Genomic DNA, 24,870 nt, shown 5'->3' with positions numbered 1-24,870 from the left:
GCATACAGCCCTCACGCTCCTATCCCAGGCCACCCAGAAAGGCCAAACCCCATTTCCACCTCGCCTACAAACTCGCGTGATGCAATCGGGCTTAAGTTGAGAGCATTGCCCCGCACAGGGGCAACGCCTGCATACCGACGCGAAAACAGGCCAACCCGAAACACTCGATTCACAGGTGGTTTTCTACCAGCCCCCTCGAGCCAGAAACAGGCTCGCCATCATGCAAGGGCATATCACCAGGGCCCGACGCATCGCCAACTTCACCATTCAAAACCGCCCGAGCCCGCGCAACATCGATCGCGCCCTCCCACCGGGCGACCACAATCGTGGCCACGCCATTCCCAATCAGATTCGTCACCGCCCGAGCTTCATTGAGAAACCGATCCACCCCCAACAACAGCACGAGCCCTGAAACCGGAATCTTGTGCATCGAAGCAAGCGTAGCAGCGAGCGCAACAAACCCCGCTCCGGCCACCCCGGCAGACCCCTTCGAAGTCAGCAGCAAAACGCTCAGCACGACAAGCTGATCGAGCAGCGTGAGATGAATGTTCATCGCCTGCGCGACGAAGATGGCCGCCATCGTGAGATAGATCGCCGTGCCATCCGCGTTGAACGTATACCCGGTCGGCAACACCATGCCGACAACGGGCCGCGAACAGCCGAGGTTCTCCATCTTGACGAGCATCTGCGGCAGCACGGCCTCGGTCGATGCCGTGCCGAACGTGATCAGGATTTCGTCGCGGATATAGCGGAGATACTTCCACAGCGAAAAGCCGCAAACGCGCATGGCGAGCCCGAGCACGACCACGACGAAGACAATCGACGTCACGTACAGACAAAGCATCAACTCGCCAAATGACGCCAGCGTGCCGAGCCCGTACTTCGCGATGGTGAACGCCATGCCGCCAAACGCGCCCACGGGCGCGACATACATGACGATACGCACCACGCCGAACATGCCCTGCAAAAACATGTCGAGCATATCGACGAGCGGTGCGGTGCGCGGGCCGAGCTTCGCCAGCGCAATGGCGAACAGCACCGAGAAAAAGATGATCGGCAGAATCTCGCCGTTCGCAAACGCGCCGACGATGCTGTTCGGCACGATGCTCATGAGGAATCCGAGCGCCGTGTGATCGTGGGCCGCGTGCGCGTAGCTGGCGATCGCCGAGCTGTCGAGGTGCGCCGGATCGATGTTCATGCCGCTGCCCGGCTTGATCACGTTCACGACGACGAGGCCCACGAGAAGCGCGATGGTCGATGCCACTTCGAAGTAGAGCAGCGCCTTCACGCCTACGCGGCCCGCCTCGTGCAGATCGTTCATGCGCGCAATGCCCACGACGACCGAGGCGAAGATGATCGGCGCGAGCGCCATGCGGATCAGCTTGATGAAGAGGTCGCCAAGCGGTTTGAGATCGGCCCCGATATCCGGATAGAAGTGCCCGACGAGAATGCCCGCCAGGATCCCGATCAAGACCTGTATGTAGAGCTTCGAAAGATACTTTTTGAGTTTCGAGGGCCGCATGTCTGTCTCCTGAGCATGGCGCCATCCAGGTAAACTTGGGCGACCGCCAACCGCCATGCGTGCAGCGGTTGTGTTTCCGGTCGCGCTTTTCTCTTCGCTGCGGCGTCAGGCCGCGAGTTTCTGCATTTCCGCAAACAGGTCGGCCTTGCCCTCGAAGCCGATGCCGGGCAGGTCGGGCATCGTGATGTAGCCGTTGTCGACCTTCACGCCATCGGGGAAGCCGCCATAAGGCTGGAACAGGTCTGGGTACGACTCGTTGCCGCCGAGCCCGAGGCCCGCCGCGATGTTGAGCGACATCTGATGGCCGCCGTGCGGAATGCAGCGGCTCGCGGACCAGCCGTGCTGATGCAGCATCTCCAGCGTGCGCAGATATTCGACGAGGCCATAGCTCAACGCGCAGTCGAACTGCAGCCAGTCGCGGTCCGGACGCATGCCGCCGTAGCGGATGAGGTTGCGCGCGTCCTGCATCGAGAACAGATCCTCGCCGGTCGCCATCGGCTTGTCGTAGTAGTTGCGCAGCGTCGCCTGCAATTCGAAGTCGAGCGGGTCGCCCGGCTCCTCGTACCAGAACAGGTCGTATTGCGAGAGCGCTTTTGCGTACTGGATCGCGGTGTCCAGATCGAAACGGCCGTTGGCGTCGACGGCAAGCTTCTGGCCGTCGCCCAGCACGCTCAGGATCGAATTGATGCGGCGCAGGTCCTCGTCGAGCGACGCACCGCCAATCTTCTTCTTCACGACCGTGTAGCCGCGGTCGATATAGCTGCGCATTTCGTCCTTGAGCTTGCTGTGGTCCTGGCCCGGGTAGTAGTAGCCGCCCGCCGCATAGACGAAGATCTTGCGGTCGGGCTGGCCATTGCCGTAGCGCTCGGCGAGCAGCTGGAAGAGCGGCTTGCCTTCGATCTTCGCCACGGCGTCCCACACCGCCATGTCGATCGTGCCGATCGCAACCGAGCGCTCGCCATGGCCGCCCGGCTTTTCGTTGGTGAACATCGTCGCCCAGATCTTGTGCGGGTCGAGGTTGTCGCCCGCGTCGTTCACGAGCGAGGCGGGATCGGCTTCGAGAATGCGCGGGATGAAGCGCTCGCGCATCAGCGTGCCCTGGCCATAGCGGCCATTCGAGTTGAAGCCATAGCCGATGACGGGCTTGCCGTCGCGGATCACGTCGGTGACCACGGCGACGAGGCTGAGCGTCATCTTGCTGAAGTCGATATAGGCGTTGCGGATCGAGGAACTGATCGGCACGGTTTTTTCGCGGATTTCAACGATTCTCACGGGTGTCTCCTGGTGGCACGGCCAGCATGCGCGGTCGTTCTCGCGGTCGTTCGCGATGCGCTGGCGATGGGAGACGCTAGGTTATGCGCCCGGATCGGTACTATGATTCACTTGTTTTCACATCTTTATTAACTTGCGGTGAAGAATGACCTGACCTCCTACCTGGAGTTTTTCGTCCTGCTCGGACGTTACGGAAACCTTTCAAGCGTTGCGCGGGACATGGACATCACGCCGCCGGCGGCGACCAAGCGGCTCGCGCAGCTCGAGGCGCGCCTTGGCGTGCGGCTCGTCAACCGGACCACCCGTAGCGTGAGCCTGACCGCCGAAGGCGAGACCTTCCTCCACTACGCGACGCGCATCCTTGCCGAAGTGAAGGAAATGGAAGATGTGGTGTCGTCGAGCCGTTCCGTCACGCGCGGTTTGCTGCGCGTGAACGCGACGCTCGGCTTCGGGCGCACGACGATCGCGCCGCTCGTTTCGGAGTTTGCGAGGCGGCATCCGCATGTCGAAGTGCAGCTCGATGTCACCGACCGGCCGATCGACCTCGTCGAAAGCGGCGTGGATCTGGCGATCCGTTTTGGCGAGCTGCCCGACAAGCGGCTCATTGCGCGGCGCATCATGACGAACCGCCGCTTGCTGTGCGCGTCGCCGCGCTATCTGGAGACGCAGGGCACGCCCGCAACGCTCGGCGATCTCGCCAATCATCAGTGCATCGTGCATCGGCAGAACGACAACGCTTACGGCATATGGCGCCTCGAGCGCGGCGGCGAGGCACATTCGGTGAAGGTCCACGGCATGCTGTCGAGCAACGACGGCGATATCGTGCTCGGCTGGGCGCTCGACGGGCACGGCATTCTGCTGCGCTCGGAGTGGGACCTGGCGAAGTATCTGGAGAGCGGCCGGCTGCGTGTCGTGCTGCCTGAGTTCGTGCAGCCGCTGGCCGATCTGTTCGTGTATTACCCGAACAAGCGCAATCAATCGGCGCGAGCGCGTGCGTTCATCGATTTTCTGGCGGAGCGCTTCAACCGGCAGCCTGCGGTGGGCGCGCCTGCGCAATCGGGCGCGTGAAGCTTGTCTCCTCGCCGCGCAGACAATCCATCCGGCTGGAAAGCGAGCGTTGGTCATGACGGCCGGCCAATGTTTGCGGTAACGTGCGCGTTTGCAGAGTCTGGAATGACGCCACGAACAGGAGAGAGACAGATGACAAAGCGAGTGATAGTGACCGGCGGCAGCGGCCTGGCCGGCAAATGGGTGGTCGAGGACCTGGTTGCGCACGGCTACGAAGTGTTGAATCTGGACCGTGTGCCCATGCCGAAACGCACCGCGCGCACGCTGATCACGGACATCACCGACGCGGGCCAGGTTTTCAACGCGATCGCCTCGACCACGGCGCCGGTGGAATTCGCCGACGACCTGGAGCCGAAGCCGATCGACGCGATCGTCCACTTCGCGGCGATCCCTCGCATCATGTTGACGACCGATAACGAGGTCTACCGCATCAACGTGATGGGGACTTACAACATTCTCGATGCCGCTGCGAAGCTGGGGGTCCGCAAGGTGATCCTGGCCTCGAGCGAGACGACTTACGGCGTGGTGTTCGCCCACCGGCATCGCGATCCGGCGTACTTTCCGCTCGACGAGAACTATCCGGTGGATCCGATGGACAGCTACGCCACCTCGAAAGTCGTCAACGAAGTGACCGCCAAGGCATTCCAGGCGCGCACCGGGTCGGACATCTACTGCTTTCGCATCGGCAATGTGCTCGATCCCGAGGACTACGCGAAGTTCTCCACGTGGCTCAAGGACCCCGCGCTGCGCAAGCGCATTGCGTGGAGCTATATCGACGGGCGCGACCTCGCCAATGCGTGCCGCCTCGCCATCGAAACGGACGGCCTCGGCTTCGAGATCATGAACGTCGCGGCGGACGACGTGTCGTCCGACTTGCCGACCCAGACGCTGCTGGATCGCTACTATCCGGGCGTGCCGGTCAAGAAGGCCCTCGGCGAGTTCGAGACGCTGCTCAGCAACGAGAAGCTCAAGCGGCTGCTCGGCTGGCAGCAGCAGCACTACTGGCGCGACGAGGCAAAACGCTTCAATCCGTAAGCGCTGCAAACGCACGGGGCCAGCGTGTGCTGGCCCCGTTCACGACATCGATGCGTCCGGCGTTATGCCGCCAGCTTGAGCGCTTGCGAGAAGTCCGCAATCAGGTCGTCGATATCCTCGATGCCCGCTGAAAGCCGCAGCATGCCGTCGGAGATGCCCATTGCCTTGCGCGTTTGAGGCCCGGCCTCGAAAAAGATCGTCGGCGCGACGGGAATGATGAGCGTGCGCGTGTCGCCGAGGCCGGTCGCCTTGATCGGCAGTTCGAGCGCGTTGACGACGTCGATCATGCGCTCCGCGTTGAGCAGTTCGAACGAGAGCAGCCACGACGCGCCCTTGAAGAGCGCCTGGGCAACCTCGTATTGCGGATGGCTCTTCAAGCCCGGGTAGAACACCTTGCCGATGGCTTCGTGACCTTCGAGAAACTGCGCGAGCGCGAGCGCATTGTCGCTGCTTTGCTTCACGCGCAGGGCGAGCGTTTCCGCGCCCATGGCGATGGCGTGCGCCTGCTCGGACGACAGCGATGCCCCCATGTCCCGCAGGCCCTTCTTGCGGATCTGCAGGAGCCCCTGGTCTTTCGCCGCCGAACGCCGATAGTCGTCGGCGATGTTCGGGTACGCGCTCCAGTCGAACAGGCCCGTATCGGTCACCGCGCCGCCGAGCGCGGCGCCATGGCCCGCGATGGTCTTCGTCAACGAGTTGATGACGAGGCTCGCGCCGACCGCCTTCGGCTGGAACAGGGCGGGCGAGGTAATCGTGTTGTCGACGACGTAGACGATGCCGCGTTGGCGGCACAGCTCGCCGATGCCTTGCAGGTCGGGAATCTGCGTGCCGGGATTCGCGATGGTTTCGACGAACACCATGCGCGTATTCGGCTGGATGGCGTTCTTCACGTTTTCGGCGTCGCAGGCGTCGACGGTCGTGACTTCCACGCCGAGCGTGCGCAACGTGCCGAACAGGCTGTTGGTGTTGCCGAACACGTAACGGCTCGACACGAGATGATCGCCCGCGCGCAGCAGTGTGAGGAAGGTCGCCGTGATCGCGGCCATGCCGGTGCTGAAGCAGACCGTGCCGGTGCCGCCTTCCAGGCTCGTGATCTTGCGCTCGAGCGCGGCCGTCGTGGGGGTGCCTTGCCGCGCGTAGTTGAAGCCGCCTTTCTTCGTGCCCTGAAACACGCCGATCAGGTCCTCGACGCGCTCGAAACCATATTGCACGGACGTATGAATCGGCTGGCGCACGCCGCCGTGCTCGGTGCCCGCGATCCTGTCGCCGTGAACGATGCCAGTGGTGAAGCCTTGCTTGCTCATTCTTACTCCGTTTCTCAAGTCGATTGCGTTTGGCACATTATCGCCTGTAACGCGTGTTGCCGGCAGCGGGGACGCACCGGGCCAATCCGGCGAGCGCTAACGCAGTTCGGACTCCGACGGTTCCAGCACGCTGCGCAGCTTGCCGAGCAGCCAGTTGACGAACGCGTTGTTGTGCCGATAGTGATTCCAGGTGGGAATCTGGCGGGCGCCCAGAATGCGTTTGAACTCATAGGACGTCGCGCCCAGCTCGATTTCCTCGTAGCCTTCGCGAATGCCGAATTCGACCGTGCGAATGAACATGGCGAAGTACAGGCCGTATTGCTGGCTCTTGTCATAGTCGAGCCCGATATAGCGGTTGACGAGGTGCCGTCCCTTGCCGATCAACTGGGTGAAGCCGATCAGCTCGTCGTCCAGAAAGTACAGCAGATAATGGCTCAGGCCGCGGGTATTGGCGAAATACTCAGGCGTGAGCTTCTCGAACTTCAACTCGGCCTTATGCCAGGTGTTCAGATACAACTCATACACCCTGGCGACGAGGTGATCGGGCAGACCCGTGCATTCTTCATAGCGCAGCCCGGCGGCCTTTTTCAGCTTGCGCTTGAGCAGGTTCCTGCGGTCGCTCTTCATGGCCTGGTAGTAGTCCGGGCCGATCGACAGCACCGGCACGGGCAGGCCTTTGGCCGCCACGAAGCCGCGCAGCGGCAGGTCCTCGGCGAAACCCTTGTACGCGAGCAGGCTCCCTTTCTTCGCAAGCGCCGTGCTGATGGCCGCGAGCGTCTCCCGCGAGACTTCGCCCTCGATGCGGCCGGCATCGACGGTCGGGTGCCCGATGCAGGCCAGCTTGAAGCGGATCCAACTCAGGCTGTGCTTCAGCCAGCCGCTGGGCAGCAGCGTGTTGAGCCGGAAATCCATCACGAAGTAGGGCGCCACGGTAACGAGCGCGTTGTCGCGGTACACGGCGAAATATCCGAAGCTGAAATCGTCCAGCCGGGCCGTCTGAAAGGCCTGGTAAAACTCCGCCCCCTCCGGCTCGTCGCGCAGAAACCCCTCTGGCGGAGCAGCCAGGTCCTCGATGTGCAGCATGGATTGCGGTCCCTTTTTTCTGTTTGCTTTGTCGACTGCCCGATGTCGGGCACCGATTGTCGGCGATCTTCGCTACGTTGTCGATTGGCATCGCCGCGCTCGCGCAGGCGTCAGAGCTGCGAATCGAGCAGGGCGGCCGCGTGTTCGAGGAGCTTTTCCTGGAGCGAACGGCGGCGCCAGTCTTCGAGCGTGATGCGTTTGGCAAGCGCGGCGTCGGCATCGAAAATGGCGGTCTGCTGGCGCGCGAAATCGCGGTCGTAGATGTTGAGATTGGCCTCGTCGTTGAGCTTGAACGAGCGGCTGTCGAAGTTGGTCGAGCCGACCGACACCAGATATTCGTCTACGACGATCAGCTTGCAATGGAACATCGTCGGCTCATACTCGTACATCTCCACGCCCGCCGCGAGCAGGTCGCCCCAGCACGCGCGCGACGCCTCGCGCACCGTGTGAGTGTCGATGCGCTTGCCGGGCGTGATGATGCGCACCTTCACGCCGCGCTTCACCGCCTCGACGATTGCGTTGATCGTCAGCTTGTCCGGCACGAAGTACGCCGTCGACAAATGAATGGAGTGCGCGGCGGCGGTGATCGCCATGAGGTACATCAGTTCCATGTCGTCGCTGCCGCCCGAGGGTGAACTGCTGAACATGTGCGCGAGGCCGTGGCCCGCGGCGTCGATCTCGGGAAAGTACTGCGTGCCGTGCAGCACATTGCCCGTCGACTTGACCCAGTTGTCCATGAAGACCGCCTGCATCTGTCCGACCGCGGGGCCTTCGATGCGAAAGTGCGTGTCGCGCCAATGCTTTTCGTCCTGCGCGTGGCCGGTCCATTCATCGGCGATACCCACGCCGCCCGTAAAGCCGATGCGTCCGTCGATCACGAGCAGCTTGCGGTGCGTGCGGTCGTTCATGCGGCCAAGACCCGTCCAGTGCGGCTTGTGATACAGCACGAGCTGGGCACCCGCCTCGCGCAGCATGCGTTGATAGCGCTTGTCCATCTTCGACGAACCTACCCAGTCGAGCAGCACATGCACGGCGACGCCCGCGCGCGCCTTGTCGGATAGCGCACGGGCGACTTCTTCGCCTATCGCCCCGGACCAATAAATGAAGGTCTCGAAGGTGATGGTGTGCTGCGCCGAGCGGATGCCCGCCAGCATCGACGGAAAGATTGCGTCGCCGTTCACGAGCACCTCGAAGCGGTTGCCTTCCACGACGGGCGGCCCGAGCAGCAGCCCCATCGAACGGATGAACTGCGGACTGTCGCTCGCGTAGAGCCGGTTGATCTTGTGCTCGATCTTCTTTTCGCCGCTCGTGAGGTTCGCGATCACCAGGATGACGACGAGCGTCACCGCGACCGTCACGACAATGAGGGCAATGGTCGACATGCGTGGGCCTCGCCTCGCGGATGGTAACGATGCCCTGCTGTAGCACATTGCATGCGCACGCAGCGCCGGGAGATCAGTCCGGCTCGTCGGCTCCGGCCATGTCGTCCAGATGCGCCTGCAATTTCATGATGACGCGCTGCAAGGTCTTGATTTCGTTGACGGTCACGCCATCGGAGAGCTGGTTGACCCAGGGGGCCTGAAGACGCATGGCCGCTTCTAAGGCTTGCCGGCCCTCGTCGGTCAAAACGACAAGCTGCGCGCGGCGATGGTGAGGGTTGGCCTCGAAGCGGACCAGACCGTCGTTGGCAAGGTCGTTCACGATCCGCTGCACGTTTTGCCGATTGGCCCCCAGATCGCGGGCGATCCAGGCCACTGGCTGTGGCCGCTCCGCGGCACGGATGGCGCCGAGCATTTGCCAGCGTGCGCTCGTGAGCCCGAGGCCCTCGACCAGGCGGTCGCCCGCGGTGAGCAGGCCGCTATTGAGCCGGAAGAGATCGAGCATGATGCCCGACAGGAGTTCGCCGGCCGGTGTTCTCGCAGCTTCATGCATATGTCACCTTATTTTCAAATTGACATCATCATGTCAATTTACTATAAATTGGCCATGACCGGTTGACATCATGCTTTTAGACTCTGGAGTGCACCATGCTGCAATTACGACCGCTTGATCCTTCTTTCCCGATCGAACGCCAACTTGCCATTGACGCCGAGCCCGTCGTGCTCGTGAATGTTTTCACACTGGATCTGGCCGATGAGGCGAAGTTTCTCGAGGCCTGGCAGGAAGACGCTGCGTTCATGAAGCAGCAAGCCGGCTTTATTTCAACGCAACTCCATCGGGCGCTCGGAGAGCAGGCAGCTTATTTGAATTACGCGGTCTGGGAATCCACGGCGCATTTTCGGGCGGCGTTCTCTGCACCTGCATTCCGTTCGAGTCTGGGCGCTTACCCTTCCTCGGTGATCGCGTCGCCGCATATCTTCCAGAAAGTTGCCGTGCCGGGTATTTGCGAGAGCTAGCTTTATTTGCCGTCGTTGCGGCTTGATTTCAGGTCGCTGCCGGTTGCCGGCCCTCGGCCGCGTGGCGGCGAAGAGCGGGCAAAGCGTGGGAAAACAACGGCATGATCAATGGGTGGCGGCGGGCAGAACCGTTGAGATCACACCGGTCGCGCTGGCAACGAGCACGTAGTCGCCGGCTACGCCGACCCAATGGTAGCCGCGCGGGGGCGCTTTCAGGCCGTGCTGGTTCCAGTTTTCGACCACGAAAATCCGGTCACGGTACTCAGGCGGCAGGCGGTCGCCGCGCTGCCAGTCGCGATGCGGAATCGCACCCACCGGACGGTTGGCTCGTTCGATCGAGGTGGGCGGCGGGTTGCCCGGACGGTGTTCAGGCTGCGATGCGAACGCGGTGCCTGTCGTGGCGAGCAGGGCGGCAATAATGAAGAATGTCGTGACTTTCGCTTTCATGGTGAATGTTCCAAATAGCGTTCAAGAAAAAAGGAAGTGAGCTGAAATTTACTTAGGAATGTTGATCACTCACTAACGGATTCACTTCCACCGGATTCGCTGGCGCGACGCTCCTCATTGGCGACGCGGTTCGACGTACGCTTCTTGACGAGGGATTCGCCATGCGGGACAGTGCTCGGCGCTGGCAAGCGGGCCATGGCCATGAACGGCGCCATCATGAGGAGGCCGGCAATCGCGAACGTGGCGTTGAGTCGGTTGATGTACGTGTTCACGGTTTTCTCCTGGCAATAAAGTAAAGGATGACTAAATTATCGATGGATTGACTCGAGGTTCGAGGGGAGCCCCGGGTAGACTGCGTCCGAATCCAAAGCTTGCATCAAGTTTACATTTCGTAAGATTTGCTTTCAAGCAATGGGAGCGAAGTTTTTGTGCGGCGTATCGCCTCACAAAATTGGAGCGCGAACACGGCGGCGGTGGCTGCCATAGCCGCAAGGCGAGCCGCGGCCGGGCGTGTCAGTCAGTGACGGCCAGCCTGCGTTGCACAGGCCAGCCGGGGAACAGGCTCAGCGCGCGAGGACGCGAGCCTCGATGCGCGCGAGACGTTTGACGTGGCGCGGCGCGGGTACGGGATCGGCGCCCGAAAACAGCACCGGGGCGCCGTGCTGCGCGTCGAGCGCTTTGTCCCCGCATTCGTACGCGAGCAGGTCCGTCAGGCGTACGCCGCGATAGGGCGCGACCGCCCGAATGAAGCGCTGCGTGGTGTAGCAGCGCAGGTCGAACGCCGGGCCCGTCACGGCCGGATATTGCCGGAGCGCCTCGAGCAAAAGGGACAGCGGACGCACGAGGCTGCCCGTGAGCTGGAGCGGGGCACTTTGTCCGGCGGTGTGGTCGATCGGGACGGGGGCGGTGGCGATTTCCATGCATGAGTCTCCGGGCCGGCAATGTAGCATTCGCTATAGTTCCGCGTATATTACGCTCGCGACAGGCCGCAGTCAGCCTCGCCCGCAAGATGCCGGACATGCCGCGGCGCTTCAGTCCCCCAGCGCGCACGGCAATCGCTTGAAGTCAGGCGAGGGCGCCCTCCCTGAGCCTGAACGCGGCCACGGTCTCGCGAAGCGCGTGCGCCTGCTCGGCCAGCGCATACGTCGCAGCCGATGCCTCCTCCACGAGCGCCGCGTTCTGTTGCGTGACCTCGTCCATTTGCGTGACGGCGATGTTCACCTGCTCGATGCCTGTCGACTGCTCGCGCGACGCCGTCGAAATATCCTGCACGGTGCCGGAAACCCGCTGCACGGCTTCGACGATCTCGTCGATGATCTGGCCGGCGTCGGCCACCTGGGACGATCCGCTTTCGACGTGTTCCTTCGACTGCTCGATGAGCGCCTTGATCTCGCGCGCCGCGCTCGCGCTGCGCTGCGCGAGCGTGCGGACTTCGCCCGCGACGACGGCGAAGCCGCGGCCCTGCTCGCCCGCGCGCGCCGCTTCTACGGCGGCGTTGAGCGCAAGGATGTTGGTCTGGAACGCGATGCCGTCGATCAAGCCGATGATCTCGCCGACCTTGCTCGAGCTGTCCGCAATGGACTGCATCGTGCCGACCACGCCGCGCATCACCGTGCCGCCGCGCGCCGCGGTCTGCGCCGCCGTCCCCGCAAGCGAACTGACGTGCTCCGCATTCTGGGCGTTCATGCGTACGATCGACGTCAGCTCTTCCATGCTTGCGGCCGTTTCTTCGAGCGACGCCGCCTGCTCTTCGGTGCGCGAGGACAGATTCTGGTTGCCCGAGGCGATCTGCGCGCTCGCCGTTGCCACGCCTTCGGCGTTGGCGCGGACCTCGCTCACCACGCGCGCGAGGCTCGTCTGCATTTTCGAAAGCGCAGTGAGCAGTTCCGCGGTTTCGTCGTCGCCATGCGCATGCAGATCGGTCGACAGGTCGCCGTCGGCGACCTCGCGCGCAAAGTTCACGGCGCGGCCCAGCGGGCTCGTGACCGTGCGGCTGAACAGCACGCCGCCCGCCAGTGCGAGCAGGAACGCGACCACCATCAGCACGGCGCTCACGATGGTGGCGTGCGCGGCCTCCACCGCGGCCTGGGTGGCCACTTGCGCGTTGGTGGCGGCAATGGTCTGCGCGGCGCGGTCGAGCAGTTGGGCTGGCGCGCGATCGACGCCGGCGACCACGGTATCGCCCGCAACGGGATCGGCGCCCGCCGCCTTGAACGCCTCGAAGCCCTTGCGATACCCCTGGCCCATCGCCTCGTGCGCCTCGGCGAACTGCGCGACGAGCGTGCGCGCTTCGCCTTCGGGCAGTTTCGTTTCGAGCGCGGCGGCGAGATCGTTCACGGTGCGCTCGCGCTTCTGAAACGCGCTCCAGTAACGATCGAGTTTTTGCGGGTCCTTGCCGCGCAGGAGTGTGTCTTTCCACTCCTGCACCTGCAGCTTGAACTCGACGAGCGTGGCCGACACCATGCGCTCGCTCGCGGCGGCGTCCTGTACGGTGGTGCGGTAAGTATCGATGGCCTCGTTGAGCGTGTGGATGCCGTAGAACGCACCCGCTGACATGAGGGTGAGCGACGCGGCGAAGGCGAGGGGAATCTTGCGGCTGAGTTTCATGGGAGTCGTATGGCTGTAAATGCAGGGGCGCATGACGCGCCGACCTCCTTATTACGGCTCGAGCCTGCTGTTCTTGAGTTTTCGCGCGTTACGCCTGCTTTCGTCATACATATGCCGTTGTAAACACCACCTTGCGCGTGCAGCGCCGCGAGCTAGAGATCGACGTCTCCTTCGAACGCTTCGAAATGAAACTCGGCCGCGGAGTCCGGGTCTGGCGTCGAGGCGCCGTCGCCCCTTGTGGCGCGATTCGCGGCATTCACGTCGCCTGCGAGAAACACGATGCCGCTTGTCACGCAGCCACCCAGCAGCCAGAACAGCGGATACCAGTAGAAGAACGGCGTGCCGTCCCACATGGGATCGATCGTGTCGCAGGCGGGCACGGCGATGAGGGCCAGCCACGGCAAATACAACAGGGAAAGCCAGCGTCGCAGCGATTCTGGATTGTCTTTCAATTGAAATGATCAGCGCTGCGAAATAACTAGCTGTCCAACGTGGCGAGATACGGTTGAGGCGACGGACGGTGCAGCGACGGATGCAGCGACCCCCAGCTCCTGGCGCTTTCCAGTGCTTCGATCTGACCGGTTTGCGAACTGCGCCGATACACGAGGCCGCTTCGGCCACTGAGGTCTATGGCTTTTACCACGTCACCCGAAGCAAGCCGGATGCGGGTTCCGGCCGTGAGGTACAAGCCCGCTTCGACCGCGCAATCGTCTCCGAGCGAAATGCCGACGCCGGCGTTCGCGCCAGGCAGGCAACGTTTCCCGATCGTCACCTGATGCTTGCCGCCTCTGGAGGTCGTCCCCATGATCGACGCGCCGCCGCCCACGTCGGATAGCTCGCCCACCAACGCGCCGAGACTGATGCGGCCTTCCACCATGCACGGTCCGATCGTGCCGGCATTGACGCCGACGAAGCCTTCCGCCGCCACCGTGGTGCCGCAAGCCAGGTGCGCGCCCAGCAGCACCCGGTCGGCATCGGCAATCCAGACGTCTTCGGGCATGACGTAATCGATCATGCGAGGCACCTTGAAGGCGCCGCGAACCTCGACCGGAACACCTTCGGCGCGACAAGAGCGAAGCATATCGAGCGTCCGGCCTGGTTCGCATGGGCCGAGCGTTGTCCACGCGACATCGGCCATGAGACCGAGGAAGCCGGTCAGGTTGGCGTGTCGCACGCTGAAGTCGCCGATACCGCGGCATCGGCTCGCAGCGATGCGAATGGAGACCACGTGTCGAGGACCGTGTTGTTGCGGGAGACTGGGCTGGGCGCCCACTCTCGCGCACGGTTGATAGAATTGCGCAACGCGCAAGCAACCTCTCGACTCGAAGGAGCCAGTCTGCATGTCACGGACCACGGATACCGAATTTTTTCGCCTTCTCGCCAACAGCTATCGCCGCCTGTTGGGCGTTGCGCTCGTACCCGAAGGCATGGGCGACACAGAGGGCGCGGCCTGGCTCTACGAGCGCGCGCCGTTCGGCTTGCTTGCGCACGGCACGCAGGCGGACCCCGTGTTCATGTATGGCAATCGTCGCGCGCAAGCGATCTTCGGCTACGATTGGGACGAAATCACGGCGCTGCCTTCGCGTCTTTCCGCGCAGGCTCCCGAGCGTAGCGAGCGCCAGTCATTTCTCGATTCGGTGACGCGCGAAGGCTTCGTGAGAGACTATCGCGGCATCCGCATCACGAAATCGGGGCAGCGCTTCTGGATCGAGCACGCGACCGTATGGCAACTGATTGACGAAGCCGGTGTGCTGCACGGGCAGGCCGCGATGATTCCGCACGTTGCGCCGTGCTGACGCGGGCTTGCCCTCGCGAAGCCCGCCATCATTTCGCGTTCTGCGAACCCTTGCGGTTCGCTTGCGGCGCTGCCACGGCATAGCCCGCGAGAAATACGTCGATTGCCCGGTTCACGACCTCCAGCAATTTCGCGCGCGAGGCTTTGACCTCATAGCCAAGCGTCGCGATTTCGACCAGCTCGGCTTCGAGAAGCGCCAGCAGATGTTGCGCGGCGACGCCTGGGTCGCACGGCCGGATTGTGCCCGCTGCGATCGCGCTCGCCAGAAAATCGCGCACGTGCATCAAGCCCCGTTTCGGACCCGATTCGTACAAGGTCCGCCCCACGTTCGAGCGGTCGACCTCCTGATAGCACAGCCGGCGCGTAGCCAGAACAGAGGGCTGCAGCACGGCCGTCAGGTAGTGCACCCCAAACGCGACGAGCGACTCGCCTAGCGGCATATCGAGCGTCAGCTGACTGAACGCATGGCGGATTTCCGTCCCCGCGCGGCTCGTCATTGTTTCAGCAAATAACGCCTCTTTCGACTCGAAATAGCTATACAGCGTCGCCTTCGACGCACCCGAACGAGCTGCGATTTGCGTCATCGACGCCTGCTCGAAGCCGACGTCCCGGAACACTGCCAGCGCGGCTTCGATGATGGATTGACGCTTTTCTTCGGTCTTCTTTCTCATGGGGTCTCCCTTCCTCACTCGCTCTCAGGCTGGGACGCGAGCGCCCACGTCAATACCCCGACTCGTCATGGATTGAAACATTCGTTGCCGGGTAAGGCGATTGACAGCCATCGATCGTTCCATTATAAACCATACCGTTCAGTTTAGTTATGTGACCGGGAACATCCAATTCAGGTTTGGAAGCGGATACGCAACGAGGTATCCGCCTTTCCGGGCTGCAAGACTTCAACCGCTTAGTACTGCGAGTCAATGGCTTCGCGCCTTCCGATGTTCCGGCAAGGCGAGTCAATGCACGATTCGATGGGATATATGCCACAACAGATTCATGCAAGAGAGGGGTGGAACAGGAAAGGCCGACGCTTGAGCACGGCGCTTTTCTGCTCGACCGTCATATTGGTCGCCGGCTGTCAACGTCACGACGCCGGGATGCCCGCTAACCCCGCCAGCCAGCGCGTCGAAGTCGGCGTCAAGACGCTCGTACCGCAACGCATCGTGATGACGGCCGAGCTTTCGGGCCGGCTTTCGTCGCTCAAGGTGTCGGATGTGCGGCCGCAGATTGGCGGCATCGTGCAGAAACGGTTCTTCGTCGAGGGCTCGGACGTGAAGGCGGGGCAGGTGCTCTACCAGATCGATCCGGCCACCTACCAGGCGACCTACGATCAGGCGCGCGGCACGCTCGCCAAGGCTCAGGCAACGCTCGCTTCGGCGAAGACAAAAGCCGACCGCTACGCACAGCTCGTGAAGATCAACGCGGTCAGCGCGCAGGACAACGACGATGCGATCGCGGCCGTTCGCGAGGACGAGGCCGACGTGATTGCGGATCGCGCATCGCTCGAGTCGGCGCGCATCAATCTCGGCTACACGCGGATCACGGCGCCCATTTCAGGCCGCATCGGCGCTTCGTCGGTGACCGAAGGCGCGCTCGTGACCTCGGAGCAGACCACCCCGCTCGCCACCATTCAGGCATACGACGAGATGTACCTCGACGTCACGCGCTCGAGCGCCGACTGGCTGCGCTTGCGCAAGGCGTTTGCCTCGGGCCGGCTCAAGCGGTCGGGCACGGGCGCGGCGGTGCAGCTCGTGATGGAGGACGGCACGCCGTACGCACACGCGGGCGTGCTGCAGTTTTCAGGCATCACCGTCGACGCCACAACGGGCTCGGTCACGCTGCGCATGGTCTTCCCGAACCCGGAAGGCGAACTGCTGCCCGGCATGTTCGTGCGCGCGCAGCTCGACGAGGGCGAGAGCTCGAGCGCGCTGCTCGTACCGCAACTCGCGGTCACGCGCGCTTCGGACGGCGGCGCGAGCGTCTGGGTCGTCGATGCGACGGGGCACGCGAAGCAGGTGGCGGTGCACGCGGACAGCGCTTATGCAGACCAGTGGATCGTCACGAGCGGACTGAAGGCAGGCGATCGCGTGATCGTGAGCGGGCTGCAGAAGGTGCAGGCGGGCGTGGCGGTTCACGTGGCCGCGAACTTGGCCAGCGCAGTTGCGGCTTCGTCTGCTGCGAAGTCGTAAGGAGGGCGCATGGCAGGTTTCTTCATCCAGCGCCCGATCCTCGCGTGGGTCGTCGCGATCGTCATCATGTTGATCGGCGGCGCGGCGACTACCACGCTGCCGATCGAACAGTATCCGACTATCGCGCCGCCTTCGGTGCAGGTCACGGCGACCTATCCGGGCGCCTCCGCCGACACGGTCGCGAAAGCCGTCACCCAGGTGATCGAGCAGAAGCTTTCCGGCATCGATAACTTGCTCTATATGTCGTCGACGAGTAGTGGAGCGGGGCAGGCGACCATCAACCTGACGTTCAAGCCAGGCACCAATCCGGACATCGCGCAGGTGCAGGTCCAGAACAAGGTGACTCAGGCCACCGCTTCGCTGCCGGAGACGGTGCAGGAGCAGGGCGTGCAGGTGGCGAAGGCGTCGAGCGACTTTCTGATGATCGTCGCCCTGTCTTCGCCGGGCGGCTCGCTCAATTCGATCGACCTCGGCAATGTCATCGCCACGCAGATCGAGGACCCGCTTACCCAGATCAGCGGCGTGGGCGACGTTACGCTCTTTGGCGCGCAGCATGCCATGCGGATCTGGCTCGACCCCGTGAAGCTGCGCAGTTTCGGTGTCACCGCGTCCGACGTGACGACAGCGGTCACCAACCAGAACGTGCAGCTTTCCGTCGGCGAACTCGGCGGCGCGCCTGCTACGGATTCCCAGGCAATCAACGCGACGATCTCGGCTTCGAGCCTGATGACGACTGCCGACCAGTTCGGCGACATTCTGCTGCGCGTGAACAGCGACGGCTCGAAGGTTCGACTCAAAGACGTCGCACGCGTCGAAGTGGGCGGCGATTCATACGATACGTCCTCGCGGCTCGACGGCAAGCCGGCCGCCGCGTTGGCCGTCAAGCTCTCGACCGGCGCGAACGCCATGGCGGTCGCGAAGGCCGTGCGCGCGAAGCTCGTGGAGCTGCAGCCGCAATTGCCGAAGGACGTGGCGATCGCGTATCCGTACGACTCCACGCCGTTCGTGAAGATCTCGATCGAGGAGGTCATGAAGACGCTCTTCGAAGCGGTGATCCTCGTGTTCCTCGTGATGTATCTGTTCCTGCAGAACCTGCGTGCGACGCTGATTCCGACGATCGTCGTGCCGGTCGCGCTGCTCGGCACGCTGGGCGTGATGTCGGCGATCGGCTTTTCGATCAACGTGCTTTCGATGTTCGCCATGGTGCTCGCGATCGGCCTGCTCGTGGACGACGCGATCGTCGTCGTCGAAAACGTCGAGCGCATCATGGCCGAAGAGAAGCTCGATGCGAAGGCGGCGACGAAGAAGGCGATGAGCCAGATCACCGGCGCGCTCGTCGGCGTGACGACTGTGCTGACCGCCGTCTTCATCCCCATGGCCTTCTTTTCCGGCTCGACCGGCGCGATCTATCGCCAGTTCTCGGTCACCATCGTTTCGGCGATGGTGCTCTCGGTGCTGCTCGCCATGACGCTCACGCCCGCGCTCTGCGCGAGCCTGCTGAACCCGTCGGCCGTCGAGCACGCACAGAGTCGCGGCTTGCTTGGCGCGTTCAATCGCTTTTTCACGAAGGGCAACGCGCGCTACAGCGCCACGCTTGCGCGCGTGGTGGCCAGGCCCGCGCGCTGGATGCTCGGTTTTGGACTGATCGTGGGCGTGGTCGGCATTCTGTACGTGACGCTGCCTTCGTCGTATCTGCCGGAAGAGGATCAGGGCGCGATCATGGTGTCGATTTCGGCGCCGGTCGGCACGCCTTCTTCGAAGACGCTGCAGACCGTCGCAGCCGTCGAGCAGTATTTCCTGAAGCAGCCCGCGGTGACGCACGTGATGGCCGTGAACGGTTTCAGCTTCAACGGGCAAGGGCAGAACAATGCGCTCGCGTTCGTGCAGCTGAAGGACTGGAGCCAGCGCGGCTCGAACGATAGCGCGCAGGCGGTGATCTATCGCGCGAACGCGGCCTTCGCGGGCAATCGCGATGCGCAGATCTTCGTGATGAACGAGCCCGCAATTCATGGTCTCGGCACGCAAAGCGGCCTCGACTTCGAGATCGAGGACCGCGCGGGCCAGGGGCATGACAAGCTGCTGAAGGCGCGCAACCAGTTCCTCGCGCTGGCCGCGAAAGACCCGTCGCTCGCAATGACGCGCTCGGCCGGCCTCGAAGATACGCCGCAGCTCTACGTCGATATCGACCGCGAAAAGGCGAGTGCACTGGGGCTGTCCATCGCCGATGTCGACACGACGATTTCCACCGCGTTCGGCTCCGCGTACGTGAACAACTACATCGACACCGGGCGAATCCAGAAGGTCTACGTGCAGGCGGATGCACCGTACCGGATGATGCCGGACGACGTCGGGCAATGGTACGTGCGCGCGGATTCGTCGTCGTCGAGTACTTCGTCATCCTCGAGTTCGTCGTCGAGCTCGACTTCGACTTCGGGTTCGACGTCTACATCGTCCACGACGACGTCGGGCTATGACGGCCAGATGGTGCCGTTCTCCGCATTCGCCACTACGCGCTGGACGTTCGGGCCGCCGCAAATCGAGCGCTACAACCGCGAACTGGCGATGCAGATGAGCGCACAGCCCGCGCCCGGTGTGAGCACCGGCCAGGCGATGGCCGCCGTCGAAAATCTCGCGAAGCAGTTGCCCACCGGATTCGGCATCGAGTGGACGGGGCAGTCGTATCAGGAAGTGCTTGCCGGTTCGCAGGCCACGTATCTGTATGCGATTTCGCTGATCGTGGTGTTTCTGTGCCTCGCGGGGCTGTACGAAAGCTGGTCGGTGCCGCTCGCGGTCATTCTCGTGGTGCCGATCGGCGTGCTTGGCGCGTTGTTAGGCGCGCATTTGCGCGGGCTGTCGAACGACGTGTATTTCAAGGTCGGCCTGCTGACGACAATCGGCCTCGCAACGAAGAACGCGATTCTGATCTTCGAATTCGCGAAGGATCTCCAGGAGCAGGGCCGCGGGCTCGTCGAGGCCACGCTCGAAGCCGCACACCAGCGCTTGCGGCCGATCCTGATGACATCACTGGCTTTCGTGTTCGGTGTGCTGCCGCTCGTGATCAGCACGGGCGCGGGCTCGGCCGCGCGCCATGCGATCGGGACCGGCGTTGCGGGCGGGATGGTCGCGGCGACAGCGCTCGCCATCTTCTTCGTGCCCGTGTTTTTCATCGTCGTGCGCCGGCTGTTCAAAGAGCATGGCGACGGCGAAGCCGCGCAGCCCGCAAAGGAACAGGAATGAAACTGAAGCTTCTATCCGTGCTCTGTGCTGCAGCATTGAGTGCATGTTCTCTCGACCCGGTTTATCAACGGCCCGCTGCGCCGGTCTCCACCACGTGGCCAACGGGCGCCGCGTACGCTACGGGTGCATCGGCGGCTACGCCCTCAACATCACCCGCGGCACCGAACGCGGCCGACGTCGGCTGGCGCGACTACTTCAAGGACCCGCGCCTGCAGGAGCTGATCGGGCTCGCACTCGACCACAACCGGGACCTGCGTGTCGCGGCGCTGCAGGTGGCCGAGTACGAGGCGCAGTACCGCATCACGCGCGCGGAACTGGCGCCGACGATCGACGCCGGCGGCTCGCTCACGAACACGCGCACCGACGGCGCGGTGAGCCACTCGAACACCGTGTCGGTCGGCACGACGTCGTGGGAAATCGACTTCTTCGGGCGCATCCGGAGCCTCAAGCGCCAGGCGCTCGAAAACTATTTGTCGACGCAGGCCTCGCGCACCAGCACGCAGCTTTCGCTCGTGGCCGATGTGGCGACCGACTATCTGCAATTGCTCTCCGACGAGACCCTGCTGAAGGTCTCGACCGACACCGCTGCGGCCGACCAGAGCACCTACGATCTCACGGTGAGCATGATGAAGATCGGTAGCGCGTCGCTGCAGGACGTGCGCGAGGCGCAGACGTCGCTGGCGAGCGCACGCGCAAGCGTGGCGTCATACACGCGCGCGGTCGCGCAGGACCGCAACAACCTGATCGCCGAAATCGGCTGTCCGTTGCCCGACGACTTCGCCACCGGGCCCACGCTGCTCGAGGGCGACACCATGTTCGCCGACGTCGATGCGGACATGCCATCCGATCTGCTCGCGCGGCGGCCCGATATCGTCGAGGCGGAGCATACGCTCAAGGCGGCGAACGCGAACATCGGCGCCGCACGCGCGGCGTTCTTTCCCAAGATCGAGCTGACAGCGAGCGCCGGCACCGCCAGCACGAGCCTCTCGCAGCTGTTCAAGGCGAGCACGGGTGCGTGGACGTTCGCGCCGACGATCACGATGCCGATCTTCGATTACGGCAGCAACAAGGCGTCGCTCGACGTGGCGAAGATCGAGAAGGAAATCGACGTGGCCGACTACGAAAAGGCGATCCAGACGGCGTTCAAGGAAGTGTCGAACGCACTGGCGGGACGCGCGACCTATGTCGATCAGGTCGCGGCGGACCGCGACTACGTGAAATCGGCGCAGGATTACTACGATCTCGCGCAGGCGCGCTACAAGACCGGCACCGACAGCTTCCTGACCGTGCTGACCGCGCAGCGCACGCTCTATACGGCACAGGAGCAACTCGTCACCGACGAGCTGGCGAAGCTCTCGAATCAGGTCACGCTGTACAAGGTGCTGGGCGGCGGCTGGTCGGCGACGAGCGTGCACGAGCAGGCTGCCGCAAGCGAGCAGGCGCGTTCCTGAAGCTTGCAGCCCAAAATGCGGCCCAGGCGAGTCACCCGCTAGAATTGCGATGGTCGGCGCTGCATTGTGCAGCGGCGCTTGCGACTTCCTTGCCATTACTCGATTCCATTCACGCGTGAAGACCGCTACCCTCGAACAACTGCGTGACGGGCAACTCGCCGGCGCACGACAGCTCAAGCTCGCCTGCGGGTTGACCGAATTTCCGCGCGAGATCTTCGACCTCGCCGACACCCTCGAGGTGCTCGACCTCTCGGGCAATGCGCTCACGTCGCTGCCGGACGACCTGCCGAGGCTGCGCCGTCTGCGCATTCTGTTCGCTTCGAATAACCCGTTCACCGAGTTGCCGCCTGTACTCGGCGACTGCGAATCGCTGAGCATGGTCGGCTTCAAGGCGAACCGCATCCGCCGCGTTTCGGGGCGCGCGCTGCCGCCGCAATTGCGCTGGCTGATCCTGACCGATAACGACGTCGATGCGCTGCCGGCCGAAATCGGCGAGCGTCCGCATCTGCAGAAGCTGATGCTCGCCGGCAACCGGCTGCGCTCGTTGCCCGAGACGATGGGCGCCTGCAGCCGGCTCGAACTGCTGCGGATTTCGGCGAACCGGCTCGACGCATTGCCCGACTGGCTGTTGCGCCTGCCGCGGCTCGCGTGGCTCGCCTACGCGGGCAATCCGCTGAACGTCGCGCGCGAGCAGGTGGCGCTGGCCGATGCGCCGGTGCCCGATATCGACTGGCATTCGCTCGCGCTCGGGCAAACGCTCGGCGAGGGCGCATCGGGCGTGACGCATCGCGCGACGCGTCTTTTGCGCGACGGGCATCCGGTGGAGGCGGTCGCCGTCAAGCTGTTCAAGGGCGCGGTAACGAGCGACGGTTTGCCGGAGCTCGAAATGGCCGCGTGCCTGCAAGCCGGGCCGCATCCGAACCTTATCCCGGTACTCGGCAAGATCACGGGTCATCCGCTGGGCGAGCACGGTCTCGTGATGGAACTCATCCCTCCGTCGTTCGTCAATCTCGCCGGTCCGCCGAGCCTCGACTCGTGTACGCGGGACGTCTACGCAGCCGACGTGCTGTTCGACCGCCCGGTTGCGTTGCAGATCGCGCGCGGGATCGCATCGGCGGCGCGGCATCTGCATGGGTGCGGGATCATGCACGGCGATCTCTATGCGCACAATATCCTGCACGACGGCTCGGGGCATGTTTTGCTCGGCGACTTCGGCGCGGCGTCCTTTCGCGATAGCGACGATCGCGCACAGTCTCAGGCGCTCGAGCGCATCGAGGTGCGCGCGTTCGGCTGCCTGCTGGAAGAACTCGCGCAACGTCTGGCCGGAGAGGCCCATGAACGCGACGCCGGGTTCGATGCGCTGATCGCAGACTGTTTCGCCGAGCAAATCGACCGGCGGCCTTTGTTCGAGGAGATTGTCGAGCGGCTGTCCGCCTGACGCCATGAAACGGGCGGTTTCGCTGACGCCCGAGGAATTTTCGCAAGCCGCTGAATACTCGGTGTGAAGGACAAGAATTCTGTCCTCTTTCCCACACTCATTCGTGCAACGAGCAACTACAGTTGAATCGTTGGGGATCAGTTGCACGTTGGACCCGCCATCGCCTGATTGCCGTCCCAGGGTGTGAACGCCATGAATAAATTCCTCAGCGCGCTTTTGCTCGCTTCGGCGCCGTTCGTCGCGTGGGGCGAGACGCCATTCCTCCATTCACACAGCGCGATCGTGTACGACGTCGCGCGCCACGCAGTCCTGCTCGAAAAGAACGCCGACGAGGCCCAGCCGATCGCCTCGCTCACCAAGCTGATGACGGCGATGGTCGTGCTGGACAGCGCCCAGCCGTTGGGAGACACGGTGACCGTCGACAACGACGACATCGATCGGCTCAAGCATACGGGGTCCCGCCTCCCTATCGGTGCGTCGCTCGAGCGAGGAGAGATGCTGCGTCTTGCGCTCATGGCGTCGGAGAACCGCGCTGCATCCGCGCTTTCGCATGCGTTCCCGGGCGGCCAGCCGGCGTTCATCCGGCAGATGAATGAAAAGGCGCGCGCGCTGAATATGGCGAATACGCACTTCGACGATCCAACCGGGCTCTCGCCCGAGAATCTCTCGACGGCGCGCGATGTCGTGAAGATGGCGGATGCCGCGGCGCGCTATCCGTTGATCAGCGAATACACTACGCTTCCCCGTTACGAAGAGGCGATCGGCACGAGGACGCGGTTCTATCACAACACCGACCCGATAGTGAGCTCAGCCGACTGGGACGTGCTGGTCGCAAAGACAGGCTATATCCGCGAGGCGGGGCGCTGCATCGTGGTCGATGCGAACATGCCGAACGGGCAGGTGATGATTGCGCTGCTCGGCTCGCGAACCTCGTGGGGACGCTCTGCCGATCTCGTCACCATACGGCGTTGGCTGAATGGCGACGACACGCCGGTCGTCGAACCGCGCTATTACGCAAGCGCCCGTGCGCATCATCGCTATTCGATGCTCGCGCGTTCTCACGGCGTCAGGGTGCGGCTCGCATCGTACCGGAGCGCCCCGACGTCGGGTGCACACCGGCAGAGCGTCAAACACCACGCCGGCAAGCGGGCGCACCATACGTTGGTTGCCGCGATAGGCTAAGCGGCGTCCGCGCCGATCGGCGTGTAGATCGCGAGCTTTAGCGCCGGGTCGTCGTTGGCCTGAAACGTCGCGTACTCATAGCGCTGCGTACCGCGCTGCGCGTGCGCAAAGACCTTCTGGCCCGACGCGCCGCTGCGCACGTCGTGTGCACTCCACCACCTCGCGAACTCTTCGCTGCCTGAACGCAGGCGCTCGACCAGCTCGACGAACGCCGGGTCGCCCGCATGGAGGTCGTGGCTCGTGCGAAACAGCGCGATCATGCGGCGGGCTTCGTCGGACCAGCTCGCGCCAAAGAGCCGCCGTGCCTCGGGTTCGATGAACATGTAGATCATGATGTTGCGGTCTTCCGCCGCGAGGCGATCGAAGCCCAGCAGATCGGAGGCGGCCTCGTTGCACAGGAGGATGTCCCAGCGCCGGCCGGTCACGTAGGCCGGCAGGGCGAGACGGGCGACGATCCGCGCAAGGGTCGGCGGCACGCTCTCACGCGCGAAAGTGCGTGCCTCGCCACGCTGCGCGAGCGCGCGCAAATGGGCGGCTTCGGCCTTGTCGAGCCGCAGTGCATGGGCAAGCGCATCGAGCGTCGCATTCGAGGGGCTGACGGCGCGTCCCTGCTCGAGCCGGACATACCAGTCGACGCCGATGCCCGCGAGTTCCGCGACTTCTTCACGCCGCAGGCCGGGCGTGCGGCGGCGTTGGCCGCCGCCCAGGCCGACGTCGCCGGGGCTCAGTTTCTTGCGCCGGGAGCGCAGAAAATCGCCGAATTGGGTTTGTGTCGTGACTGTCATCGCGTTCGCTTCGTGTAAGGTGGGACGGCGCAATCCTGGGATCGCAGCGGGCCTTGTTG

Annotated in this window: 23 protein-coding genes; 9 read left to right on the top strand and 14 right to left on the bottom strand. The window is 63.6% G+C overall.

What is annotated here, in order from left to right; genetic code table 11:
• Nucleotides 1–169: 169 nt before the first annotated feature.
• Both dctA and AB4Y44_RS32065 read right to left on the bottom strand, forming a co-directional pair.
• Complete coding sequence (gene dctA, locus AB4Y44_RS32070; RefSeq protein WP_368701807.1) at nt 170–1,522, bottom strand: C4-dicarboxylate transporter DctA; 1,353 nt, start codon at nt 1,520–1,522, stop codon at nt 170–172.
• A 105-nt stretch (nt 1,523–1,627) separates the two neighbouring features.
• Nucleotides 1,628–2,794 (bottom strand): mandelate racemase/muconate lactonizing enzyme family protein, encoded by a 1,167-nt coding sequence (locus AB4Y44_RS32065; RefSeq protein ID WP_368701806.1) that lies wholly within the window; start codon nt 2,792–2,794, stop codon nt 1,628–1,630.
• Between the two features lie 138 nt (nt 2,795–2,932).
• Here AB4Y44_RS32065 and AB4Y44_RS32060 point away from each other — a divergent pair, with 138 nt between their 5' ends.
• Entirely contained in the window at nt 2,933–3,862 is a 930-nt protein-coding gene (locus AB4Y44_RS32060; RefSeq protein ID WP_368701805.1) for a LysR substrate-binding domain-containing protein, read from the top strand.
• A gap of 132 nt (nt 3,863–3,994) precedes the next feature.
• Nucleotides 3,995–4,897 carry an NAD-dependent epimerase/dehydratase family protein gene (locus tag AB4Y44_RS32055; protein WP_368701804.1) on the top strand — a complete coding sequence of 301 codons (903 nt, stop codon included), beginning with the start codon at nt 3,995–3,997 and terminating at the stop codon, nt 4,895–4,897.
• A gap of 62 nt (nt 4,898–4,959) precedes the next feature.
• Here the strand turns inward: AB4Y44_RS32055 and AB4Y44_RS32050 are convergent, their stop codons facing one another.
• The 4 genes from AB4Y44_RS32050 to AB4Y44_RS32035 all read right to left on the bottom strand — a co-directional run bounded on the left by AB4Y44_RS32050 (nt 4,960) and on the right by AB4Y44_RS32035 (nt 9,216).
• Nucleotides 4,960–6,201 carry a cystathionine gamma-synthase family protein gene (locus AB4Y44_RS32050; protein WP_368701803.1) on the bottom strand — a complete coding sequence of 414 codons (1,242 nt, stop codon included), beginning with the start codon at nt 6,199–6,201 and terminating at the stop codon, nt 4,960–4,962.
• A gap of 96 nt (nt 6,202–6,297) precedes the next feature.
• A complete protein-coding gene (locus AB4Y44_RS32045; RefSeq protein ID WP_368701802.1) occupies nt 6,298–7,284 on the bottom strand; it encodes a GNAT family N-acetyltransferase in 987 nt (328 codons plus the stop codon).
• Nucleotides 7,285–7,394: 110 nt separating this feature from the next.
• Nucleotides 7,395–8,666: a cardiolipin synthase gene (cls, locus tag AB4Y44_RS32040; protein ID WP_368701801.1), complete on the bottom strand. Its 1,272-nt coding sequence runs from the start codon at nt 8,664–8,666 to the stop codon at nt 7,395–7,397.
• A gap of 73 nt (nt 8,667–8,739) precedes the next feature.
• Complete coding sequence (locus AB4Y44_RS32035) at nt 8,740–9,216, bottom strand: MarR family winged helix-turn-helix transcriptional regulator (RefSeq protein WP_368701800.1); 477 nt, start codon at nt 9,214–9,216, stop codon at nt 8,740–8,742.
• A gap of 95 nt (nt 9,217–9,311) precedes the next feature.
• On the opposite strand from AB4Y44_RS32035, the gene AB4Y44_RS32030 reads away from it, so the two are divergent.
• Nucleotides 9,312–9,680 carry an antibiotic biosynthesis monooxygenase family protein gene (locus AB4Y44_RS32030; protein WP_342924739.1) on the top strand — a complete coding sequence of 123 codons (369 nt, stop codon included), beginning with the start codon at nt 9,312–9,314 and terminating at the stop codon, nt 9,678–9,680.
• A 105-nt stretch (nt 9,681–9,785) separates the two neighbouring features.
• Here AB4Y44_RS32030 and AB4Y44_RS32025 read toward each other — a convergent pair whose 3' ends face one another.
• The 6 genes from AB4Y44_RS32025 to AB4Y44_RS32000 form a co-directional block, all read right to left on the bottom strand.
• Entirely contained in the window at nt 9,786–10,127 is a 342-nt protein-coding gene (locus tag AB4Y44_RS32025; RefSeq protein ID WP_342924740.1) for an RcnB family protein, read from the bottom strand.
• Nucleotides 10,128–10,192: 65 nt separating this feature from the next.
• Nucleotides 10,193–10,399 carry a hypothetical protein gene (locus AB4Y44_RS32020; protein ID WP_342924741.1) on the bottom strand — a complete coding sequence of 69 codons (207 nt, stop codon included), beginning with the start codon at nt 10,397–10,399 and terminating at the stop codon, nt 10,193–10,195.
• A 291-nt stretch (nt 10,400–10,690) separates the two neighbouring features.
• Entirely contained in the window at nt 10,691–11,047 is a 357-nt protein-coding gene (locus AB4Y44_RS32015; protein WP_368701799.1) for a molybdopterin-binding protein, read from the bottom strand.
• A gap of 145 nt (nt 11,048–11,192) precedes the next feature.
• Nucleotides 11,193–12,734: a methyl-accepting chemotaxis protein gene (locus AB4Y44_RS32010; protein WP_368701809.1), complete on the bottom strand. Its 1,542-nt coding sequence runs from the start codon at nt 12,732–12,734 to the stop codon at nt 11,193–11,195.
• 152 nt (nt 12,735–12,886) lie between these two features.
• Nucleotides 12,887–13,186, bottom strand: coding sequence for a DUF3311 domain-containing protein (locus AB4Y44_RS32005; RefSeq protein WP_368701798.1), 300 nt, complete (start codon nt 13,184–13,186; stop codon nt 12,887–12,889).
• Between the two features lie 26 nt (nt 13,187–13,212).
• Complete coding sequence (locus AB4Y44_RS32000) at nt 13,213–13,749, bottom strand: DapH/DapD/GlmU-related protein (protein WP_368701797.1); 537 nt, start codon at nt 13,747–13,749, stop codon at nt 13,213–13,215.
• Between the two features lie 325 nt (nt 13,750–14,074).
• Here AB4Y44_RS32000 and AB4Y44_RS31995 point away from each other — a divergent pair, with 325 nt between their 5' ends.
• On the top strand, nt 14,075–14,530 hold the full coding sequence (locus tag AB4Y44_RS31995) for an MEKHLA domain-containing protein (protein ID WP_342924744.1): 456 nt from the start codon (nt 14,075–14,077) through the stop codon (nt 14,528–14,530).
• A 28-nt stretch (nt 14,531–14,558) separates the two neighbouring features.
• On the opposite strand, the gene AB4Y44_RS31990 is transcribed toward AB4Y44_RS31995, so the two are convergent.
• Nucleotides 14,559–15,200, bottom strand: coding sequence for a TetR/AcrR family transcriptional regulator (locus tag AB4Y44_RS31990; RefSeq protein ID WP_368701796.1), 642 nt, complete (start codon nt 15,198–15,200; stop codon nt 14,559–14,561).
• Nucleotides 15,201–15,590: 390 nt separating this feature from the next.
• Here AB4Y44_RS31990 and AB4Y44_RS31985 point away from each other — a divergent pair, with 390 nt between their 5' ends.
• The 5 genes from AB4Y44_RS31985 to AB4Y44_RS31965 all read left to right on the top strand — a co-directional run bounded on the left by AB4Y44_RS31985 (nt 15,591) and on the right by AB4Y44_RS31965 (nt 24,026).
• A complete protein-coding gene (locus tag AB4Y44_RS31985; RefSeq protein ID WP_368701808.1) occupies nt 15,591–16,718 on the top strand; it encodes an efflux RND transporter periplasmic adaptor subunit in 1,128 nt (375 codons plus the stop codon).
• A gap of 9 nt (nt 16,719–16,727) precedes the next feature.
• Nucleotides 16,728–19,955, top strand: a complete 3,228-nt coding sequence (locus AB4Y44_RS31980; protein WP_368701795.1) for an efflux RND transporter permease subunit — start codon at nt 16,728–16,730, stop codon at nt 19,953–19,955.
• The gene (locus tag AB4Y44_RS31975) at nt 19,952–21,406 is read left to right on the top strand and encodes an efflux transporter outer membrane subunit (RefSeq protein WP_342924748.1); all 1,455 of its coding nucleotides are present in this window, start codon (nt 19,952–19,954) and stop codon (nt 21,404–21,406) included. Before AB4Y44_RS31980 ends, AB4Y44_RS31975 begins: the two co-directional genes overlap by 4 nt.
• A gap of 115 nt (nt 21,407–21,521) precedes the next feature.
• Nucleotides 21,522–22,844 (top strand): leucine-rich repeat-containing protein kinase family protein, encoded by a 1,323-nt coding sequence (locus AB4Y44_RS31970; protein WP_368701794.1) that lies wholly within the window; start codon nt 21,522–21,524, stop codon nt 22,842–22,844.
• A 192-nt stretch (nt 22,845–23,036) separates the two neighbouring features.
• Complete coding sequence (locus tag AB4Y44_RS31965; protein WP_368701793.1) at nt 23,037–24,026, top strand: D-alanyl-D-alanine carboxypeptidase family protein; 990 nt, start codon at nt 23,037–23,039, stop codon at nt 24,024–24,026.
• Here the strand turns inward: AB4Y44_RS31965 and AB4Y44_RS31960 are convergent.
• Nucleotides 24,023–24,811: a helix-turn-helix transcriptional regulator gene (locus AB4Y44_RS31960; RefSeq protein WP_368701792.1), complete on the bottom strand. Its 789-nt coding sequence runs from the start codon at nt 24,809–24,811 to the stop codon at nt 24,023–24,025. The genes AB4Y44_RS31965 and AB4Y44_RS31960 overlap by 4 nt on opposite strands.
• Nucleotides 24,812–24,870 lie beyond the last annotated feature (59 nt).

Source organism: Paraburkholderia sp. BR10937 (assembly GCF_040965695.1).
Classification (GTDB): Bacteria; Pseudomonadota; Gammaproteobacteria; order Burkholderiales; family Burkholderiaceae; genus Paraburkholderia.
This window is presented reverse-complemented; position numbering and strand designations above follow the sequence as displayed.

Excerpts from the sequence above, each read along its gene's own strand:
- AB4Y44_RS32030 (WP_342924739.1), top strand. The coding sequence starts at position 9,312 with ATGCTGCAATTACGACCGCTTGATCCTTCTTTCCCGATCGAACGCCAA.
- AB4Y44_RS31965 (WP_368701793.1), top strand. The coding sequence starts at position 23,037 with ATGAATAAATTCCTCAGCGCGCTTTTGCTCGCTTCGGCGCCGTTCGTC.
- AB4Y44_RS31980 (WP_368701795.1), top strand. The coding sequence starts at position 16,728 with ATGGCAGGTTTCTTCATCCAGCGCCCGATCCTCGCGTGGGTCGTCGCG.
- AB4Y44_RS32025 (WP_342924740.1), bottom strand. The coding sequence starts at position 10,127 with ATGAAAGCGAAAGTCACGACATTCTTCATTATTGCCGCCCTGCTCGCC.
- AB4Y44_RS32010 (WP_368701809.1), bottom strand. The coding sequence starts at position 12,734 with ATGAAACTCAGCCGCAAGATTCCCCTCGCCTTCGCCGCGTCGCTCACC.
- AB4Y44_RS31960 (WP_368701792.1), bottom strand. The coding sequence starts at position 24,811 with ATGACAGTCACGACACAAACCCAATTCGGCGATTTTCTGCGCTCCCGG.
- AB4Y44_RS32035 (WP_368701800.1), bottom strand. The coding sequence starts at position 9,216 with ATGCATGAAGCTGCGAGAACACCGGCCGGCGAACTCCTGTCGGGCATC.
- AB4Y44_RS31975 (WP_342924748.1), top strand. The coding sequence starts at position 19,952 with ATGAAACTGAAGCTTCTATCCGTGCTCTGTGCTGCAGCATTGAGTGCA.
- AB4Y44_RS31995 (WP_342924744.1), top strand. The coding sequence starts at position 14,075 with ATGTCACGGACCACGGATACCGAATTTTTTCGCCTTCTCGCCAACAGC.
- AB4Y44_RS32000 (WP_368701797.1), bottom strand. The coding sequence starts at position 13,749 with ATGATCGATTACGTCATGCCCGAAGACGTCTGGATTGCCGATGCCGAC.
- AB4Y44_RS31990 (WP_368701796.1), bottom strand. The coding sequence starts at position 15,200 with ATGAGAAAGAAGACCGAAGAAAAGCGTCAATCCATCATCGAAGCCGCG.
- cls (WP_368701801.1), bottom strand. The coding sequence starts at position 8,666 with ATGTCGACCATTGCCCTCATTGTCGTGACGGTCGCGGTGACGCTCGTC.
- AB4Y44_RS32045 (WP_368701802.1), bottom strand. The coding sequence starts at position 7,284 with ATGCTGCACATCGAGGACCTGGCTGCTCCGCCAGAGGGGTTTCTGCGC.
- AB4Y44_RS32050 (WP_368701803.1), bottom strand. The coding sequence starts at position 6,201 with ATGAGCAAGCAAGGCTTCACCACTGGCATCGTTCACGGCGACAGGATC.
- AB4Y44_RS32055 (WP_368701804.1), top strand. The coding sequence starts at position 3,995 with ATGACAAAGCGAGTGATAGTGACCGGCGGCAGCGGCCTGGCCGGCAAA.
- dctA (WP_368701807.1), bottom strand. The coding sequence starts at position 1,522 with ATGCGGCCCTCGAAACTCAAAAAGTATCTTTCGAAGCTCTACATACAG.
- AB4Y44_RS32015 (WP_368701799.1), bottom strand. The coding sequence starts at position 11,047 with ATGGAAATCGCCACCGCCCCCGTCCCGATCGACCACACCGCCGGACAA.